This is a genomic window from Mucilaginibacter sp., from assembly GCF_039925265.1.
In the GTDB taxonomy this organism is placed as follows: Bacteria; Bacteroidota; Bacteroidia; order Sphingobacteriales; family Sphingobacteriaceae; genus Mucilaginibacter.
Window position 1 is genome coordinate 60,395 of the sequence record NZ_JBDSZG010000042.1, and the last position, 18,376, is coordinate 78,770.

Genomic DNA, 18,376 nt, shown 5'->3' on the forward strand with positions numbered 1-18,376 from the left:
CACATGGAACATCGGGCTAATATTTTATGCCCATGTTTTGGAACATGAAAGCCCATTTATCGGCCTGCTCGTTTATTACTTGTGCGGTTGACTTGCCTGCACCATGCCCGGCCTTGGTTTCTATCCTAATAAGTACGGGTGCCGCACCCTTTTGCATTTCCTGCAGTCGGGATGCAAACTTGAAGGAATGCGCGGGTACCACACGATCGTCATGGTCTGCGGTGGTTACCATAGTTGCCGGGTAATCGGCCTGTTTTATAGCATGGTAAGGCGAATACTTGTACAGATATTCAAACATTTCCTTAGAATCTTCGGCAGTGCCGTAATCATATGCCCATCCGGCACCTGCCGTAAACTTGTTGTAACGCAGCATATCCATTACTCCAACCGCAGGGAAGGCTACTTTGCAAAGATCCGGCCTTTGCGCCATAACCGCACCAACAAGCAGCCCGCCATTAGAACCACCAGCAATAGCGAGGTGTTCTTTGGAGGTGTATTTGTTATCAATAAGATATTGTGCTGCGGCTATAAAATCATCAAATACGTTCTGCTTTTGCATTTTAGTGCCGGCGAGATGCCATTTTTCCCCGTATTCGCCACCGCCCCTAAGGTTTGGTACCGCGTAAATACCACCATGCTCCAGCAAAACAATATTGGAGGTACTAAACCCGGGCGTAAGGCTTACGCTGAAGCCGCCGTAAGCATATAGCATAGTTGGGTTTGTGCCATTAAGCACCGTGCCTTTTTTATAGGTTAAAATCATTGGCACCTTTGTACCATCTTTTGAGGAATAGAATACCTGCTTGGATTCGTATAACTCCGGGTTGAACTGCACCCCCGATTTTTTATAAACGGTTGATCTGCCGCTTGCTATATCATATTTAAAAATAGTGCTGGGATATATGTAGGATGTGAAGCTGTAGTAAGTTTCTGTCTCATGTTTTTTCGCCCCGAAACTACCCGCTGTACCAACAGAGGGTAACGCGATATCGTGCTCAAATTTGCCATTCATATCGTATTGTTTCACCAATGAGGTAGCATCCTTTAAATACTCCGCAAAAATTTTACCACCTCCGGTTGATATACCCAATACATTTTGAGTTTCCGCGATCAAGTCTTTCCAATTGGTGGGTTTTGGGTTCGCAGCATCGACAGTTACTAAGCGGTAGTTTGGTGCATTAAAATTGGTAAAGATGTAAAGCTTGCTTCCCACATTATCTATCACGCGATGCTCTTTTTCAAAATTATCTACGATATTGACTATCGGGCTGTTTGGTGCTGATAGGTCTTTGATGTATAACTCATTACCGGTGGTAGATGTAGCCGCGCTGATAACCAGGTAGCGCTCATCTTCCGTTACATCGCCACCAATGTACCTGCGCGGTGTAACATCGCCACCGAATATCATTTTATCTTCGGCTTGCGGTGTGCCGAGCTTATGAAAGTATAATTTATGGTATTGCGTTAAACCCGCTAACTCGCTGCCGGCTTTTGGTTTATCGTAACTGCTGTAATAAAACCCTTCATTTTTATACCAGGAAATACCCGAAAACTTTACGTTGGTTAGCGTATCTCCAACAATGCTTTTATCGGCTGTTTTAATAACGATTACCTTCCGCCAGTCGGACCCGCCTTCGGAGATTTGGTAAGCTGCAAGGCTGCCATCCTTAGAAAAGTCGATACCGGACAGCGAAGTGGTACCATCCGTAGAGAATTTTGTAGGATCCAGGAAAACCTCCGGCTTGCCCTCGCCCAACTGCCTGTATAGTAACGATTGGCTTTGCAAACCATCGTTCTTATAAAAGTAGGTGTATTTCCCTTCTTTGAAAGGAGCGCTATATTTCTCATAATTCCACAATACCTCCAGGCGTTTGCGGATGTCTTCGCGAAAGGGGATCTGCCCTAAGTAATCTTGTGTAACCTTATTTTCGGCAATAACCCAGGCCTTGGTGTCTTCGGCACGGTCATCTTCCTGCCAGCGGTATGGGTCGGCCACAGAGGTGCCGAAGTACGTATCGGTAATATCACCCTTTTTTGTTTGGGGGTACGGGAGTGTTTTAATAGTCATTTGTGCTTTTGTGAGGCTGGCTGTTGCCAGGGCAATGGCCAGCAATGGGATGATTTTTTTCATGTTGACGCAAAAAGGTTTATCGCTAATATAGGTGGAAAAGCTTAAAACGTTGGGCGTATAATAACAAAAAAGGCTGTCTCCGAAACGGGAACAGCCTTTAAAAAATGCTTTGTTGGATTATAACGCGCTGGTGATCGCAGGATCAAGCGGTTTTGTGGCCGAACGGTAACGGTGTATCAGGTTACCATTCTCATCTATCAGGAATTTCTCAAAGTTCCATTTAATATCGCCCTTAAAATCAGGGTTATCCGCAGTGGTCAGAAATTTAAATAATGGGTTAATATCCAAACCAGTAACGCTTACTTTGCCGCTCATCGGGAAGGTAACGTTAAAGTTATCATGGCAAAAGGTCTTGATATCCTGCTCGGTACCCGGTTCCTGGCCGCCAAAGTTATTTGCGGGGAAACCAACAACAACCAATTTGTCTTTGTACTGCTCCGCAAGTTTCTGCAGATCTGTGTATTGTACGGTGAATCCGCATTTAGAAGCTGTGTTAACGATCAGTACTTTTTTTCCCTTGTATTTTTTAAGCGAGAAGTTTTTACCATCGATGGTTTTTAGCTTAAAATCATATACAGATGAGGGGGCAGATGTTACAAACATCAGCGTAAGTATTAATGCAAGTGTTTTCATTGGTTAAAAAATTGGAGATGAATAATTTATACTGTAAAAGTAGGATTAAAAAGTTCTTTCGCCCAAATAATGATCTTCTTTTAAAGTCATTTTTTTCTTATCAGCGGCAGATTTATCTTTATACCCTAATAAATGCAATGCGCCATGTACCATTACCCGGTGGAGTTCCTGTGCTTCGGTAACGGAAAACTTGCCAGCGTTCTCTTTTATCCGCTCTATGGAGATAAAAATATCGCCTACGATGATGCCCTCTTCTTCGGAATTATCAAACGTGATGATATCGGTATAGGTATCATGATCCAGGTATTGCTGGTTTATTTGTAGCAGGTACTCATCCGAGCAAAAAATGTAGTTAAGTTCGGTCAGCTTAAAGCCCTCAGCAACAATGGTATCTGTTAGCCATTTGCGTACCGCGGTTTTGTTTTTTAGTTTATAGCTGATGCCTTCTTCGAAAAAAGTTATAGCGGGCATTATATTTTAAAATGTAGTTCCACCTCATTGCCGCTGGCGTTAAAAATGCACTGGTCGGCAAGGTGTTTAAGAATGAATACGCCACGGCCGGTGAGTTCTTCTAATTTATCGGGCGCGGTTGGGTCGGCAAGGTTGTTATAATCAAATCCGGCCCCCTGGTCGGTAACGGTCCATACCACACGTTTGGTTTCAACTTCGGCATTTACTATAACCATTTTGTTGGCATCAAGCTTATTGCCGTGTACAATAGCGTTCACTACGGCTTCATTAAGGCAGGTCATCATGTTAGCAAACGTATCATCGCTCACCTGGTACTTATCTGCAATTTCCTCTATCAAAGCCTCCAGCAGGTTTATGCTTTCATACTTAGACGGAAGCTGTAGTGTGTATAATCGTCCTGTTTGAACGTTTGCCTGCTCCATATCATTTACCATTAAGTTGATCAAAGTATAGTTTTATTTTTTGCCTGTAGTACAAATTTAGTGCCGATGGAACGGTTTTAAGCTGTTCTGTTTGCTTTGCCTTTACCTGCTCGTAATTTTGCAGGGCTTTAATGTATCCGGGAGGCATATCTGTAGCGGCGCGGGCCTCCCTTTTTTGGTCTTGTTCGCGTTGCTGCTCAGCCTTTTCGGCCTCAAGCAAACGTGTTTGTATCTGCTGCTGCCGCTTTAGTGCTTCATCGGTAATTCTCCTGTTTACGAGATCGTTCTCAGTTTGTTCCATTTCTTTTGAAATTTTGTCCAAACCGCCGGCCTGCCCCGTTCCATCCTTCTTTTGCTCGCGGCTTATTTGCTGCAGGGTTTGCCTTATTAACTGTTGCTCGCGGGCCAAACGTGCCAGCTGTTCGCTCATGCCAGGCCCCTGTCCCGGCTTTCCACTTTTGCCCGGCTGTTGTCCTTGTTGCTGACCCTGCTGCTGCATCTGTTCGCGAGCCTTTTGCATGTTTTCATTTAACTTTTGTTGCATTTTGCTTAGTTGCGATAAGGATGGCTGCCCGCTTTTACCCTTGCCGCCCTTGCTTTTGTTCATTTGCTTTTGCAGCTGGCTAAGGGCGTCGCTTAGCAACAGGGCAAGGTTGTTCATAGATGTCATGGCAAACTGCTGATTGCGTAAGGCTTCGGCGGTACGGCGGTCACCCAGTTTTTCCAGCGCCTGATCGATCATTGAATTGATTGCCGTAACTTCTTTGTTAACCGTTGATTGGATCTGCGGAACGCGGCGACTTATCGAATACAGGCTATCTTCGGCGGTTTTAAGGTTATCCTTAATATCCTTTTGGCTTTGTGCCAGTTTGGTATAGTTTGGGTCTGATGGGTTGGTGCTGCGCAATTGCTGTATCAGTTTTTCCTGGCTAAAAGAACTGTTCACCAACGATTTTAACAACTCGCGCAGCTGCCTTGCATCTATCGCGTTCTCGCTTTCCTCGCCCTCGGCCTCCTGTTGTTGCATTTTTTGGGCAAGTTCCTTCATTTGCTTAGCGGCAGATTGCTGCGATTTGGATGCCTGCTTGCGGTTCTCCTTTTTCAGGTTATCGCTGCTTTGCTCCATCTGCTGCTCAATGGCTTGCTTCTCTTTCTCCGGGTTCTCAAAAGATTCCTTTTTGCCGTTCTGCTCGTTGGTTTTTTGCAGATCGTCCATGGATTTTTTAACGTTATCAAAATCCTTGTTTAGTTTTTCCTGTTTTTGCAGATCCTGCTGGTTATTGCCATCCTTTTGGGTTTTATCGGCAAGCTGCTGTTGGTCGTTGGCCAATTGGTCTAACTGGTTAATAACCTGGTTAAGTTTTTGTTCAAACTCCAGTTTTTTATAAAGCTCCAACATACGGTCGAGCTCTTTTTTTAAAGATTTATTGTCGCTCTGCATTTTGGAGAGTTCATCGCGTGTAGAATCCTTCTGATCCTGGTCTAACAGCTTTTGCAGTTTCTCCAGCATATCTTTGGTCTTCTCATCCAGCACGTTATTAAACAGGTCTTCTATCTGCTTTTGTTTCTCCAGCAGTTCTTCGTTCTGTTTAAAGTTTTCCTGACGGTTATACAGGTTCTTTTTGTTTTCCTTTTGAACGTCTTTTACCAACCCTTCCAGGTCCTTGCGTTTCTGCAGCAGCTCTTCAACCTGTTTTTTCTCATCAAAGGAGAGGTTGTTTTTATCAAGCAGCGCCTGGTTTAGCTTTTGGGCGTCTTTCTCTATCTGCGCGGCAAGCTTTACCGCCGAAGCCATTTTGTCTTTTACCGCTTGTGTGCTGGCATTTAGTTGTTCGGCCAAAGCGGTGGCATCCGGTACGGTTAAGGTCCGTTCGGGCGAGCGGGTAATCTTGGGACCGCTAACACCATCATTATCGGCAACTTCAAAATAATAAGTAACCACATCGCCGGGCTGTATGCCGGTTTCCTTCAGGCTCCAAAAATGGAAAAAGCCTGTTTGTGTTTCCGATAGATCGGCCTTAACTGATTTGGTGAAGGCTTTGTCGCCAATTTTATAATGAAAGATTAAGGAAGAAAAACCGTGATCGTCCTGTATTTTTCCGTTGAAGTAAATGGCTTTAAGGCTAACGCTGTCAGGCTTTTCCTGCACTTCTATTGAAGGGGCTTCATCGGCAATCACGCTGATGCGGTAACTGGCAGAATCGCTGCGTTTAACCGAACTGTTTAGCGGACTAACATTGTAGGATGTGTTTTTTAGGACCCGTTCGCGGTGCTCAAAAACATCGGTTGTCGACGGCTGAATGGTTATATTATTATTGTTGATGCGGAACTCCAGCGTGTTTGTATTTTGTGTATGGAACTGCCAGTTTACCACCGTCCCCGCGGGAAGGGTGAGATCGCCGGCATTGGCAACCAACTCGTTTTTTTTATGGAGATAGGCGGGATAGTTTAGTTCGGCATCAAAATGAAGCAAAACGGGTTTAAGGTTTACCTTAATTTCGTAGGGAACAGAAGTAAAGCCATTGCCCGAAAGCTTAAATATGGTGTTCTGCTGCAGGTTGGTAAACAAGTAATGAAAGCGGCTGATATTCTCCCTATCCAGCTTAAAGGTGTTGCTCGCGGTTTCCACATAAACATCTGAGGGGAGTTTATCGCCGGTTAGTTTCAAATCCAGCTTAAAATCTTCGCCCTGAACCGCGGAGAGGTCTTTATTCGCTACCACAAATTGAAACGGCGCAACCGGTGCGAAATACTCGTTATGGCGGATAAGTCTTTTGGTACTTTCGGTTAATATAGATGGTGCCGCGAACGCGATGATGCAAATAATGGCCGCAGGTGGAATAACATATTTTAGGTATTTGTTATTCTCGCGAATGTTTACCGCCGAGGGGAAGCTTACCGGCTTCAGGGTTTCTATCTTTTGATTGATGCTGGCTTCTATCAGATCGCGGTGCTCGGCATTATCGAGCGATTGTTTTTTTAGCTGCAGCGTGTTCAGCAGTTTATCATTTACATCATGAAAATGCTTGCCGATGATCTCTGCCGCCTGATCGTGCGTGAGTGTTTTGCCTAATTGCAAGCGCGCCAGGAGGGGCGGAAGCACCAACCAGGCGATCAAACCGAGATTCAGTAAAATAAAAAAGTAGAAAAGGATGGTACGTAGCGTGGTATTAAAATTGCCGTAGTATTCGCCCAGGGTAATAACAACATAAGCCGAAAATATACCCGCGCCCACAAATATCAGCCCGCGCAGCAGGTTGTTATAATGGTATTTGCGAATAAAAGTGTTGATCTTATCGATCAACAGGTCATAATTTTCAGCGGGTGTCATAAAATGGCTAAGCTACCAATGTACCGGATAAAACGAAAATACAGTTTAATTAATATGTAAAAGACTTTTTTTGTGACATGCAGAGTACATTGTATAAACAACCAATTCGGTAGGAAACGTTGCTACTATGACAGAAACCGCAAACAGCGGGTCTGTTTACGGGTATAAATTAGAATACCGCTGTAAATAATAGGCTAAACGCATTGTTTTATTTTGGCCAGATTATATATTTGCAGCCCCAATTGTTCGGGATGTAGCGTAGCCCGGTATCGCGCCAGCATGGGGTGCTGGAGGTCGGAAGTTCGAATCTTCTCATCCCGACCAGAAGTGTACTATAAAGGCCCTGTAAATTCATCATTTACAGGGCCTTTTGTTTTATTAAAACCCGGGTTATTCAAGTAAACCCAAATAAAGCGAAACCAATGTGATTGCAATGCCTGATTATACGCTTTGCAGCATACCTGCGGAGACATTTACTTGCACGCATTCATTCCTTAAAAATAAATCTTAATGCCTCAAAATAAGCAATAATCGGCTCTGTCATATGCGTCTCGGTTGGATAGTGTTTATACATATAATTAAGACCGGTTAAATTTTTATTTGAAATCAAGGAATCAAACGTCAATAAATCTAAATGAAAAAAAGAGGAACTACCCCCTTCATTTCCATCGCTATAGAACAGCATTTTGTTTAAAGGAGATCCTTTTTCTAGCTTTTTGTCGGCCAATTTTAAAAGATACTTATTGTCCCACCAAAATGATGGGCTGACAGCAATGTAAGCATCAAACATATCAGGATGCGTCAACATACAATTAATAGATGAAAGCCCGCCGAAAGAGTGCCCTGCAAGAATTTTATAGGGTTTCGTTTTATAGCCTTTGTCAATGGCTGGTATTAACTCAGTGGTGATAAATTTCAAAAAATTTTCATTTCCTCCGCTGGGTTTCGTTAAATTACTGGAATCGGGTTTGCCGGAATAATCAGTTATGCTCGCTGTGGGCGTTAAGTCTCTTCTTCGTTCTGTATTAGGTATGCCAACGATTATCATTTTAGGTATTGCGAGCACATCTGGTCGGCTAAGATAATCGGCATACTGGGCAAGCAGTTCAAAATGATTTTCACCATCCATTAAATACAACACGGGGAATCGTTGGTCTAAATTTGTTGAGTCGGGTTTAGGGTAATGAATATAAATTTTACGGTCTTCATTCAAAACTTTGGAATGAATTGTTATAATATCACTTTGTGGATATTTATAGGGCTTTGTATCCTGTGCGTTCGCCTGTGAAACGACAAACAGGAGCGAAATAGTAAAGTATCTGAAGAAATAATTTACAAATGTCATATTGTATAATTAAAACGGTTGCATTGGCTTGGAATTGTGTTCCTGTTACCGAATAAATTCGTAATCATTTTGCACTCTGAGCCGGGCGGTAATCTTTCCAAAGCCATTCAAGTGCTTCGGGCAGTGTTTGCTTTTTTACTTTATAATCAACATGCCGGGCGTTGCGGGCGAAAACAAACTGGTATTGATAGCCTTTGACCGCAAGGGCTTTTGCCATGTTTTCATTGGCGGCTACCCAATCGTGCATGTCATCGCGCATGATGTTTGGATTAAACAGGTCCTGGTCGCCCACCTCCATCCATATCCGCAATGGTTTTGGGCGGCTTTTGGGGATCAGGGTTGTATGAAATCCCCAGGCGCCCTGTGGCGTTTTGGGGTTGTATGGCCATTGCTGGTTTATAAAGGTCCCCGAATAGGTAAGCACACGGTGATATAGCTCCGGGTGGTACCAGGCCATGATGAGCGCGCATGACCCGCCGGAGCTGCCGCCCATGGTTGCGCGGCCAGATGGGTCTTTGGTTAGTTTTACCTGGTACTTACTTTCCACCAAAGGCAGTATTTCATTTTCAACAAATTCGGCATATACGCCGTTCATAGTATCATATTCCAAACCGCGCTGGCTGCCCTGGGCGTCGCCGCTGCCATTCCCGATAGAAATAGCGATCATCGCGGGCACTTTGCCTTCGGCAATCAGGTTATCCAATACCGTAAAAAGCAAATCGTCGGGCCCATCAGCACCTACTATGAATGGCGCTGCGGTACCCGCAACATATTGTTTCGGAACATACACGGCTATCTGCCTGCTATACGGATCCGGATGGCTTGTAGTAACAATTAATTTTGCCGGGTTCGCCGGATCTGCAGTTCCGAATGTTTTAGGTTCCCGGGCAATGCCGGGATAAATTTTGCTGTCCTTCGAATCGATGGTAAAGCGGTATACAGTTCCTTGCGGGACATTATCCTGCATGATCGATTCTGGTGCGGCATCATGTGTGGGGCCGATAATAAAGTTACCGTTTGCGCTGGCCGAAGGAATGGTTCCATCGGGTAGTTCCGTAGCCACAACATAACCCGGCGTATGCGGGTCGCGGATCGGTACCTGGGCAATCGCCGGGGTTGCATTCCAGATCGCGCCAAGCAACATGCCGAACACGATTGCGCGATTAATTATTTTAGTTGTGTTCATTTAGGTTGATTTAAGGTAAAGGCAGTTACACCAGCCTGATGCACGATATAACTGGTTTATAATTGCCCGGAAAGGCAGTATAAATTTAAGCAATAAAATAGGGGTATTTGCAATCCCAATACAAAACAAAAGCGGCGGGCCTACTGGCCCGCCGCTTTTCGTCTAACGATCCTCTATCTACTACTGTTGTTTTTCTGGTGCTTTGTTTATCAGCTCCATAAACTGATCAAGTTTTGGTGTGATAATAATTTGTGTGCGCCTGTTTTTAACTTTACCAGCTTCGGTAGCGTTATCTGCAACAGGGTTATACTCGCCACGGCCGCCTGCGGTTAAGCGTTTTGGGTCTACCTGATAAGTGGTTTGCAAGGCCTGCACCACAGAGGATGCCCTTAACGCACTCAAATCCCAGTTGTTGCGGATATTCTTTTGAGCGATTGGCACGTTATCGGTGTTACCTTCTATCAATACATCGTAGGTGCTGTAGTCTTTTATGATCTTCGCTATTTTGCTCAATGTTGCACCTGCCTGGTCAGATACTTCGTAACTGCCCGATTTGTAAAGCATATTATCTGACAACGAAATATAAACCACTCCTTTCAGCACTTGTACATCAACACCTTGTGCCTCTGTTTGGCTAAGCGAGCGGGTAAGGTTGTTGGTAAGTACCATGTTAAGCGAATCGCTTTTGTTTTTGGCGTTGACTAATTGCTGAATATAGCGGTTAGAGCTGTTGATCTCATCGACCAGTTTAGAGATATTAACATTGCCCTGGCTACCGGATGTTAAACATTTATCTAACGCGGCCTGCAGCTGTTTTGCATTTGCACGTTCAGATGCCAATTGCTCTTCCAGGCTTACTACGCGGCCGGTACGTACCGCCAGATTTTGCTCGCTGGTTAGGTATTTGCTTTTAAGGTCGCGGTTATTGCTATCGAGTAAACTGTAATTGGTTTCCAGTTCTTTATATTTTTTGGAACTGACGCAACTTTGTGTCATTGCTGCCACAATTAGTAACGCGGGGATAATTACGTGAAGTTTCATAATGTATGTTTTTGATATCAAATTAGTTAACAATAAAGCTTAACTAATAAAATGCTATATAGTTTTACTTTAGCCAAAACTATACTTGTGGTTAAATAAATTGCGCTGTTAAACGGGAATGCATTTGTTGCGGAAGAGGGCGTAAGAGGATCACGGGGAGTCGCCGGGTTATCTTTAACAACCGGTACTGTTGGATTTTAAAAATGTTTTAATAAATTAGCCCCACAACTACCTCATTATTAAAACACTGCCTACTATTTAGTACATGCGCTTATTAACGTTCCTGATGCTTTGCGGCACGGCCTGTATGGCCCAGCAAAAAACCATTGAAAATATTACCAACAGCTGCTCGACGGCCGATCTGAAGAAAAACCTTTACTACTTAGCGAGTAATAAATTGCAAGGCCGGGCCATGGGAAGCCCTGGAGATACGCTTGCGGCTAATTATGTAGCGGCATCGTACAGGGCAAGTGGCTTGTTGGCCCCTTATAACCGAGAACGATCGTATTTTCAATCTATCACGGCGGTGCTTAAACAAGATAAAGCCACACTTACCATCAAAAACAAGCGTTACGATGTTTTTGACGGATGGCAATTGTACCCAGGCTTACCTGTAGACTTGAAAAAGATACATGTGATACTTGCTGATCATGTAGATGTGGATAGCCTTTACCGCGATCTGCCGCAAATGGAAGTGAGACAGAAGGCCGTGGTATTAAACAATATAATTACCAGTAAATTGATGAGGGTGGGTATAGACAGCTTGGAACAAATCCTGCGAAAACGGGGTGCGCTCGCCATTATCTGGAGCGGACCGAGTATTCCTAAAATACTCGAGAGGCAGCAATCGCGCCGGTTTATACAGCAGTATGTGCAGCCTCACGCTCCGGGCCTTGGCGAGATATCACCGCTGCCCGAAATTGCTTTAACCCCCGAACGCATGAAAGAGATGCTGGCACCGGATCACCTGAGCGCAAATCCAGACGGCACGCTCATTAATCCTGGCACGAAAAAGTATCGCGAGCTGAAAACGATCGTAAGCGTGGAGCTTTACCGGCAATTTAAAGAAACCCACGCACCAAACGTTATCGGCGTTATAAAAGGTAGCGACACCTCGCTGGCAAGCGTTGTCATTAGCGCCCATCATGATCACGATGGCGTAAACGGGAAAGACACTTATTACGGAGCGGTGGATAATGCAAGCGGTACCGTAGCTATAATGGAGGTTGCGGCGATGATGAACCGGGCAAATAAGCTTGGCTTAAAACCAAAGCGCACAATTGTGTTTGCTTCCTTTACCGGCGAAGAAAGGGGATTGCTTGGCTCGGCCTGGTACGTGGACCACCCGCTGCAGGAGATGAAAAAGACTTATGCAGTATTGAATATTGATATGTTTGGCCGCCCGGATACCATCCACCTAAACCACCAGATGCCCGATAGCGCCAACTATGCATACATATTGGTAAAAGACACCCTTAACCGGGGCCTGCGCGATGCGTTATACACAGCCAATGATGCCTCAACTAAACTTACCCTGGATACTTATTATGAAAACCCGAAATACATGATGCGGAGGCTGACCGGTTCAGACCAGTATTCGTTTTATTTAAAAGGCGTTCCGTTTATAAGGATAGATTGCGGTTTTTGTATCGACTACCACAAACCAACCGATACCCCCGATAAAATAAACTATGCGTTGCTTACCAAACAAACGCAACTGGCCTTTACAACGCTCTGGAACCTGGCTAATAAATAGGTTTTTAGCAATTTTGGTCCGAATGGTTTAATTTTGCATTTTTTTATTTATCTTATCGAAAACTTTTTTTACGGCATTTTTCGTATAAAACAAGCAATCGGAGTTAAATTAAATACATGCCCCTCAAACATATACGCCAGTTAAAGTTTGGTGTTGCCCTTATATGCGCGTTTACCAATGCCTCGCTTTTTGCAGGGGTGCGCAATCCTCATGTGGATAGCATAAAAAACTTAATAGGCATCTCTTTAGATGGCCAGGCGACAACGGACACGGTTACCATAAACCGGATGAATAAACTTGCGGCCGATTATTTCCAATCGAACCCGGACAGTGCCTATTACTATGGCCAGAAAGGGATTGAACTGGCCCGCAAAATAAAGTACGACGAAGGCATTGCCAATGGCCTGCTGCAAACCGGCCACGTAAACTATTTTAAAGGCCGGTCTGAAAAAGCGCAGCAAGATTTTGATGAAGCTATAACGATATTTAAGCGCTTAAAAAACGACAAGGGGCTTAGTATGTGCTACGTGTCGCTTGGGCGAATGTACACCCTGCTTGCCGACTACAGGCAATCTCTGGTTTACTTAAATCTCGCGCTGCAGATCAACCTGCGCAGTAAGGACGAAAAGGCACTGGCCGATAATTACAAAAACATAGGCGTTGTTTACTATAGCCAGGGAGAGTTATCCAAAGCGCTCGATTTTTACTACAAGGGGCTGTTTATAGCTGTAAAAAACCGCTACAGCGGGCCATCGGCCGAATTGTATAACGATATTGGGCTGGTGCTGCAAAACATGGAGGTGTATCCTAAGGCGCTCGAGCATTACCAAAAGGCGCTCAATCTTTTCCAGGGGACAAAAAACTACCAGGCCATCGCCACTGTAAACGAAAATATTGGCGAGGTGCTTTTGGCGCAGAAAGAATACGGTAAGGCAATTGGTTATTTGTCAAGTTCGCTAAAGGTTGCCAAAAGCCAGGGGGATATTGATGGATTGTGCTCCCTTTATACCGATCTGGGCCTTTGCTACGCTTACCAGGGCAAGGGGCAGCTTGCCGTCAATTACCTGGATACCGCTATACTGTTATCTAAAAAATATAAGTACGTTTACAACCAGGCATATGCGCTTATAGGCTTATCCACAGCATATAATTTGCAAAAAGAGTATAGCAAAGCATACGAGCACGCCTTGGCGGGGCAGGCACTGGCTATCCGGTTGGGTAATTTATCTGTAAGGGCCAACGCATCGTTACAGCTGAGTAAAACGTTGGCCGGCCTGGGCAAGTTTAAGGATGCCTATGTTTACCTTAACCAGTACATGGATATGAAATCCAAACTGAAGGATAACGAGAGCATACAAAAGCTAACCTCTTATAATTACGATCTTGATTTTGCAACCAAAGAGCACCAGCTACAGGAGCAGCAGCGTGAAGAAACTCTGTTGTACCGTCAAAAAATAGCCAGCCAGCGTTCTATCAATATTATCTTTGGGATCATTATCCTGGCAATGGTGATCATCCTTGCAAATTATTACATGCAAAGGCGCAGGCAGCAACAGATAAACGCGAAGCTGGAAGAAAAGAATTACGAGGTGCTGAAGCAGAAGGCGAGCCTGGATGAGCAAACCAACGAACTAAATGAGCTGAATAAACTAAAAGACAGGCTGATATCCATCCTCGCACATGATCTGCGCGCGCCGTTAAGCACTCTGCGCGGGATGTTTGATCTGCTGCAGGATGATACCATTACCCACGAGGAAATGCTGGATATGATCCCATCCGTGTTGAAAAAACTGGAGTACACTTCCGATTTCCTGGATACGCTGCTCTTTTGGATCAACAGCCAGATGGAAAGCTTTGTAAGTTCGGTAACCACATTTTCCTTAAAGGATGTTGTGAGGTACGAGGTAGAAAACTACCACGACGCTGCCAAACAAAAAGGCGTTAAGCTGATAGACCATGTTCCAAAAGGCCTGTCGGCATCTGCCGATCCAAATTCAATCCGTATTGTCCTCCGCAATCTCATTACCAACGCCATTAAATTTACCGGCAAGGGCGATTCTATTGAAGTGTTCTCAGACGTGCAGGATGACGACACCGTTTTGGTGCGCATAAAAGATACCGGCATGGGCATGCCCGCAGAGCAGGCCGACAAGCTATTCAAAAGCAAGGTGGACAGCAAAACCGGCACTAACAATGAGTTGGGCACGGGTATGGGTTTACTCTTCTGTAAGGACCTGGTAGAAAAGTGCAACGGCAAAATATGGGTAACCAGCGAACCCGGCATAGGCACAGAGTTTTCGTTCACCATACCGCTATATTCAGTGTCGGTAGAGAATAGGGTGGTGGCGTAAGTTTAAAAGGATGCTTTTTTATCACATCACCGGCACCCAAACCTTTATGGTGGTGCCTTTATTTCTTGCAGAAAAATAGTCAATTGTGCCTTTCAGGTATTCTATTCGGGTGGCTATATTTTTTAGACCAATGCCGCCAAAGTCGTCTTTAAGCGCGGTGTTAAACCCAACGCCATTATCCGCTATCACAGCATTAATCCCGGTTGCGTCTCGGGTTAGCTTGATGTCCAGCTTATCTGCTTTAGCGTGTTTGATCACGTTATTAACCGTTTCCTGTATCACACGGTAAAGTACCACTTCTACATTGCTTTCCAGTTTATCGGTAAACCCTTTGGCATCAAGGGTAACTTTCAGGCTTTCGGCATCTATCTTTTCAATAAAGCTTTTTATATCAGATGCGATGCCCGATCGCAACAGCATATTGGGCATCATCTGGTGCGATATCGCCCTTACCTCCTTACAGCTTTCATCAACAAGCGCGAGGGTTTTTTCAACCAAAAAACGGTCCTCGTCGCGGCTGAGGGCCACGCGGTCAAAAATACCGGTGAGGTTCATTTTTACTGCCGAAAACAGTTGGCCTACGCCATCGTGCAGGTCGCCGGCAATCCGCTGGCGCTCTTTTTCTTCCGCATCCAAAACGGCTTTGGTTAACAGGTCCTGCTGGTGAAGCATCTCGGCCTGTAAAAGCGCTTTTTGCTTTAATTTGTAACGATTATAAAACAAGTAGCTTAACAATGCCCCGGCAATAATAACTATCAGGATAATACTAATGGCCAGGTTTCTGTCTTTTACCTGCAGGGCCTTATTATTTAACTCCAGTTTCTGTATCCGCGATTGTTTCTGAAGTGATTTGATGTTCTGCTCCTTTTTTTCGGCATCAAGACGTTCGTTAACGAGTATTTGATCCTTGTTTTTTAATTGCAGCCGGTTAATAATTAATGCTTGTGTTTGCTGGGTTATTTGCAGCTGGTTTTTGTTGTTTTGCAGCATACTGTTTTTAAGCAGTAACGATTTGTTGGTGTTCTCTACATTTAAAAAAGCAATGCGGTTCTCTCTTTTTTCGGTTTGGTACTGTACATCCATCTCGGCCACCTTGCCCTGCATCTTATCGGTGTAGATAGAATCTTTTATACCAATGTACCGTTCAGAATATTTTTCGGCTTCTACATGCTTGCGCTGCAAGTGCAGCAAAATGGCTTTACCAAGCATAGCATCGGCCTGGGCCAGCCTGTCGCCGCTTTTTTGCGAATAGTACCAGGCCGAATCTACACAGAGCATGGCGGCATCGTATTTTGCTTGTTTAAGGTAAAAGTCTGACAGGTTGTTGTATAACAACCCAATATTGCCATTATCCCCAATTTGCCAGCTGTTACTTAACGCTATTTTATAATACTTTTCAGCTTCGGCCTGTTGCCCGTTATTGCTGTAAAACACGCCGAGGTTAGTACCGAGCGTAGCCATCCCTTTTTTGTAACCCTCCGCCTTAAAAATGTTGAAAGCCTTAAGTTTTAGCTCAAGCTCTTTCTGCGTGTTGCCTAAACCTTTATAGGCTCTTGCCAACCCGCCCATGTTATTTGCAGCCTGCCTTTTCATGCCCTTTTTGGTAAACATATCTACTGCATAAGTAAGCAGACCCACCGCTTTTTGATATTGCCGCAGGCGGATATAGGAGTTGCCGATATTGCCGGATGCCGCCGCCATACCGCTGGTATCCTTAATAGATTCGAAGTATTTAAGCGCCAGCATGTTCTTACTGATGGCGGTCTCATAGTCTGATTTGTAATCGGCAATATTGCCAAAACCAAGGTTGGCGCGCGCAATTGCCATTCCGCCGCCGGTTTGCATCAGGCGGGTATAAAAATAAGCAGCGCTATCATGCCGGCCTTTATACAGGTAGTATGGCCCTATAGCCATAAAGCCCAGTATTTGTTGTTGTTTAAAGTAGGGATGACTTTTGCCTTCGCAGATACTGATGGCCACTAAAAGGTTATCAGGGGCTTTTTTATCAAAAGCAGTTGCAAGCTTTTTACCTTCAACAATAAGAGTATTCACTTTTATCGAATCGGCGTAAAATGAAGCATCTGAAGGCTTGCCCTTTTGGCCAAAGGCCGGGGCAACCACAAAACAGCAGGCGCAATAGGTCATAATCCTTAAAAAGGTTAAATAATGGCTGCTCATTGCTTGGGTTACGGTTGATAATTAGTGTGTTAAATATAAATCTATAAACGCAATAATTTAGTAATTTAAGAAATATTATGCGCTTTGCCCGTAAAATACTACATATGAGTTATTGAAGACATGAGGGTAAACTCGGTTTTTTGTATGGTAGAACAACAACGCTTAAAACCAAAAACCATGAAAAAATTATTCTTCCTGATGAGTACGGCGGTTATCATACTTACTGCCTCATGTACAAAAAGCAGCGGTGACCCAACCCCAACCGGCGACAACACCTGGACACTGGGTGGCACCAAGCACACGGTTACTTTCACCAACAAAGGCCTAACAAGTGGCGGTACGCCATCAACCCTTATTATCTTTGCAGATAAGATCCCCGTTGGGGCCGACCCGGCTGTAAATACGGTAAACCTTTCTTTTAAAACATCGCCAACTGCAAGTGGTAAATACACCCTGGTAGGCCTGGGCAGCACACCCACCGACAAGCAGTTTCAACTATCGGCAGGCGGCAACGGTAAAGCGTATGGCTATATTGGCGTAGATACTGATGTAGATATCACTATTACCGGTGGAAAAGTTAAGGTAACCATCCCCGAGGTAATACTTAAATCAACCACCTCCGACCCGGACCAAAAGATAACAGCAACCATTTACGAGATCAACTAATCTCATCATAATTAACAAGTGGCCGGCCGGTATTTATACCGGCCGGCTTTTTTATTAGTAGAAATTTTCGTTAAGCGGCTCATCGGTTTCCTCCCGCTCGTCTTCTATTTGTTCTGTTAAAAAGCTATCGCGATTTTGCGGCCGTGTTGGGGCTGCGCCGGTGAGGGAGACGCCCCCAACGGCTAATAGTAAAAATAACACAAGCCCGCAAAGCCGCATTATTTTCTTGAATTTTTTCATTCGGAAAAGAAATGCAGATGGTTTACGCACAGAGCGTAACCATCTTTTCAGAAATTAAACGATATCAATGGAGGTAGGAGTATAGTGCTACTCCGGAATTGACAGTAGAAAAATTGTCGGCAGTGTAATATTGATGGGTAACCGGGAAGGTAATATTAGCTTTGATAAGCCCGAAAAAGGCCAATTGGGTTTTTATGCGGATGTTGACGCCAGAATCGAAACAACGGCCCGCTGTAGCAAGGGCTTGTAAACTGGAAATGTTCTGATGCTTGTTTTTGTAGAGCGATGTTAAAAAGCGCTGATAGCCCGCGCTCTTCTTGATAACAGCCCATTTTAAAAACGCCTGCGTGGTTTGTTGCGAATTTAGCGTAGCACTGGTTGCACTGGCAGATCCCAACACGGCAAAAAAACTTACCAGGAAGGCAGTAACAAGCAGCACGCTCTTTAGCCTGCTTTTTAAGAATAACGATATGGGCACTTTTTTGATCACCAGCGTAAATATAGCGATATTTTGGCAATCGTGTAAAAATGCCGCATTTGCCCCTATAGGCTGGCGCAATAATACTTTATTTGTCAGTTAATTGGCAGCACTTTTGCAGGGTCATATCCTATAAATGCCGTTAAA

Annotated in this window: 14 protein-coding genes and 1 tRNA gene; 4 read left to right on the forward strand and 11 right to left on the reverse strand. The window is 44.4% G+C overall.

Annotated elements, in window-relative coordinates:
* Positions 1–16 precede the first annotated feature (16 nt).
* From ABIX36_RS19525 to ABIX36_RS19545, 5 genes are all read right to left on the reverse strand, one after another.
* Positions 17–2,131, reverse strand: a complete 2,115-nt coding sequence (locus ABIX36_RS19525) for a prolyl oligopeptidase family serine peptidase (protein ID WP_348083852.1) — start codon at positions 2,129–2,131, stop codon at positions 17–19.
* A gap of 117 nt (positions 2,132–2,248) precedes the next feature.
* Positions 2,249–2,764 (reverse strand): glutathione peroxidase, encoded by a 516-nt coding sequence (locus ABIX36_RS19530; RefSeq protein ID WP_348083853.1) that lies wholly within the window; start codon positions 2,762–2,764, stop codon positions 2,249–2,251.
* A gap of 45 nt (positions 2,765–2,809) precedes the next feature.
* Entirely contained in the window at positions 2,810–3,235 is a 426-nt protein-coding gene (gene ybeY / locus ABIX36_RS19535; RefSeq protein WP_348083854.1) for an rRNA maturation RNase YbeY, read from the reverse strand.
* Entirely contained in the window at positions 3,235–3,681 is a 447-nt protein-coding gene (locus ABIX36_RS19540; RefSeq protein ID WP_348083855.1) for an ATP-binding protein, read from the reverse strand. The genes ybeY and ABIX36_RS19540 overlap by 1 nt, the downstream gene beginning before the upstream one ends.
* Complete coding sequence (locus tag ABIX36_RS19545; protein WP_348083856.1) at positions 3,659–6,988, reverse strand: hypothetical protein; 3,330 nt, start codon at positions 6,986–6,988, stop codon at positions 3,659–3,661. The genes ABIX36_RS19540 and ABIX36_RS19545 overlap by 23 nt, the downstream gene beginning before the upstream one ends.
* A 247-nt stretch (positions 6,989–7,235) precedes the next feature.
* Between ABIX36_RS19545 and ABIX36_RS19550 the strand changes: the two genes are divergently transcribed.
* Positions 7,236–7,312, forward strand: a tRNA-Pro gene (locus tag ABIX36_RS19550).
* Between the two features lie 163 nt (positions 7,313–7,475).
* On the opposite strand, the gene ABIX36_RS19555 is transcribed toward ABIX36_RS19550, so the two are convergent.
* The 3 genes from ABIX36_RS19555 to ABIX36_RS19565 form a co-directional block, all read right to left on the reverse strand.
* The gene (locus tag ABIX36_RS19555; protein ID WP_348083857.1) at positions 7,476–8,333 is read right to left on the reverse strand and encodes an alpha/beta hydrolase-fold protein; all 858 of its coding nucleotides are present in this window, start codon (positions 8,331–8,333) and stop codon (positions 7,476–7,478) included.
* 64 nt (positions 8,334–8,397) lie between these two features.
* Positions 8,398–9,519, reverse strand: coding sequence for an alpha/beta hydrolase-fold protein (locus ABIX36_RS19560; protein ID WP_348083858.1), 1,122 nt, complete (start codon positions 9,517–9,519; stop codon positions 8,398–8,400).
* A 180-nt stretch (positions 9,520–9,699) separates the two neighbouring features.
* The gene (locus tag ABIX36_RS19565; RefSeq protein WP_348083859.1) at positions 9,700–10,560 is read right to left on the reverse strand and encodes an OmpA family protein; all 861 of its coding nucleotides are present in this window, start codon (positions 10,558–10,560) and stop codon (positions 9,700–9,702) included.
* A gap of 265 nt (positions 10,561–10,825) precedes the next feature.
* On the opposite strand from ABIX36_RS19565, the gene ABIX36_RS19570 reads away from it, so the two are divergent.
* Together ABIX36_RS19570 and ABIX36_RS19575 are read left to right on the forward strand one after the other, a co-directional pair.
* Positions 10,826–12,316 (forward strand): M28 family peptidase, encoded by a 1,491-nt coding sequence (locus ABIX36_RS19570; RefSeq protein ID WP_348083860.1) that lies wholly within the window; start codon positions 10,826–10,828, stop codon positions 12,314–12,316.
* A gap of 116 nt (positions 12,317–12,432) precedes the next feature.
* Entirely contained in the window at positions 12,433–14,667 is a 2,235-nt protein-coding gene (locus ABIX36_RS19575) for a tetratricopeptide repeat-containing sensor histidine kinase (RefSeq protein ID WP_348083861.1), read from the forward strand.
* Between the two features lie 21 nt (positions 14,668–14,688).
* On the opposite strand, the gene ABIX36_RS19580 is transcribed toward ABIX36_RS19575, so the two are convergent.
* Positions 14,689–16,845, reverse strand: coding sequence for a sensor histidine kinase (locus ABIX36_RS19580; RefSeq protein ID WP_348083862.1), 2,157 nt, complete (start codon positions 16,843–16,845; stop codon positions 14,689–14,691).
* Between the two features lie 177 nt (positions 16,846–17,022).
* On the opposite strand from ABIX36_RS19580, the gene ABIX36_RS19585 reads away from it, so the two are divergent.
* Positions 17,023–17,511 (forward strand): hypothetical protein, encoded by a 489-nt coding sequence (locus ABIX36_RS19585; protein ID WP_348083863.1) that lies wholly within the window; start codon positions 17,023–17,025, stop codon positions 17,509–17,511.
* 54 nt (positions 17,512–17,565) lie between these two features.
* On the opposite strand, the gene ABIX36_RS19590 is transcribed toward ABIX36_RS19585, so the two are convergent.
* Both ABIX36_RS19590 and ABIX36_RS19595 read right to left on the reverse strand, forming a co-directional pair.
* A complete protein-coding gene (locus tag ABIX36_RS19590) occupies positions 17,566–17,751 on the reverse strand; it encodes a hypothetical protein (RefSeq protein WP_348083864.1) in 186 nt (61 codons plus the stop codon).
* A 64-nt stretch (positions 17,752–17,815) separates the two neighbouring features.
* On the reverse strand, positions 17,816–18,310 hold the full coding sequence (locus ABIX36_RS19595) for a hypothetical protein (protein ID WP_348083865.1): 495 nt from the start codon (positions 18,308–18,310) through the stop codon (positions 17,816–17,818).
* Between the last annotated feature and the right edge of the window lie 66 nt (positions 18,311–18,376).

Bases quoted from the DNA above. Each gene is read 5' to 3' on its own strand.
- ABIX36_RS19560 (WP_348083858.1), bottom strand. From the start codon at position 9,519: ATGAACACAACTAAAATAATTAATCGCGCAATCGTGTTCGGCATGTTG.
- ABIX36_RS19590 (WP_348083864.1), bottom strand. From the start codon at position 17,751: ATGAAAAAATTCAAGAAAATAATGCGGCTTTGCGGGCTTGTGTTATTT.
- ABIX36_RS19585 (WP_348083863.1), top strand. From the start codon at position 17,023: ATGAAAAAATTATTCTTCCTGATGAGTACGGCGGTTATCATACTTACT.
- ABIX36_RS19525 (WP_348083852.1), bottom strand. From the start codon at position 2,131: ATGAAAAAAATCATCCCATTGCTGGCCATTGCCCTGGCAACAGCCAGC.
- ABIX36_RS19555 (WP_348083857.1), bottom strand. From the start codon at position 8,333: ATGACATTTGTAAATTATTTCTTCAGATACTTTACTATTTCGCTCCTG.
- ABIX36_RS19580 (WP_348083862.1), bottom strand. From the start codon at position 16,845: ATGAGCAGCCATTATTTAACCTTTTTAAGGATTATGACCTATTGCGCC.
- ybeY (WP_348083854.1), bottom strand. From the start codon at position 3,235: ATGCCCGCTATAACTTTTTTCGAAGAAGGCATCAGCTATAAACTAAAA.
- ABIX36_RS19545 (WP_348083856.1), bottom strand. From the start codon at position 6,988: ATGACACCCGCTGAAAATTATGACCTGTTGATCGATAAGATCAACACT.
- ABIX36_RS19565 (WP_348083859.1), bottom strand. From the start codon at position 10,560: ATGAAACTTCACGTAATTATCCCCGCGTTACTAATTGTGGCAGCAATG.
- ABIX36_RS19570 (WP_348083860.1), top strand. From the start codon at position 10,826: ATGCGCTTATTAACGTTCCTGATGCTTTGCGGCACGGCCTGTATGGCC.
- ABIX36_RS19530 (WP_348083853.1), bottom strand. From the start codon at position 2,764: ATGAAAACACTTGCATTAATACTTACGCTGATGTTTGTAACATCTGCC.
- ABIX36_RS19575 (WP_348083861.1), top strand. From the start codon at position 12,433: ATGCCCCTCAAACATATACGCCAGTTAAAGTTTGGTGTTGCCCTTATA.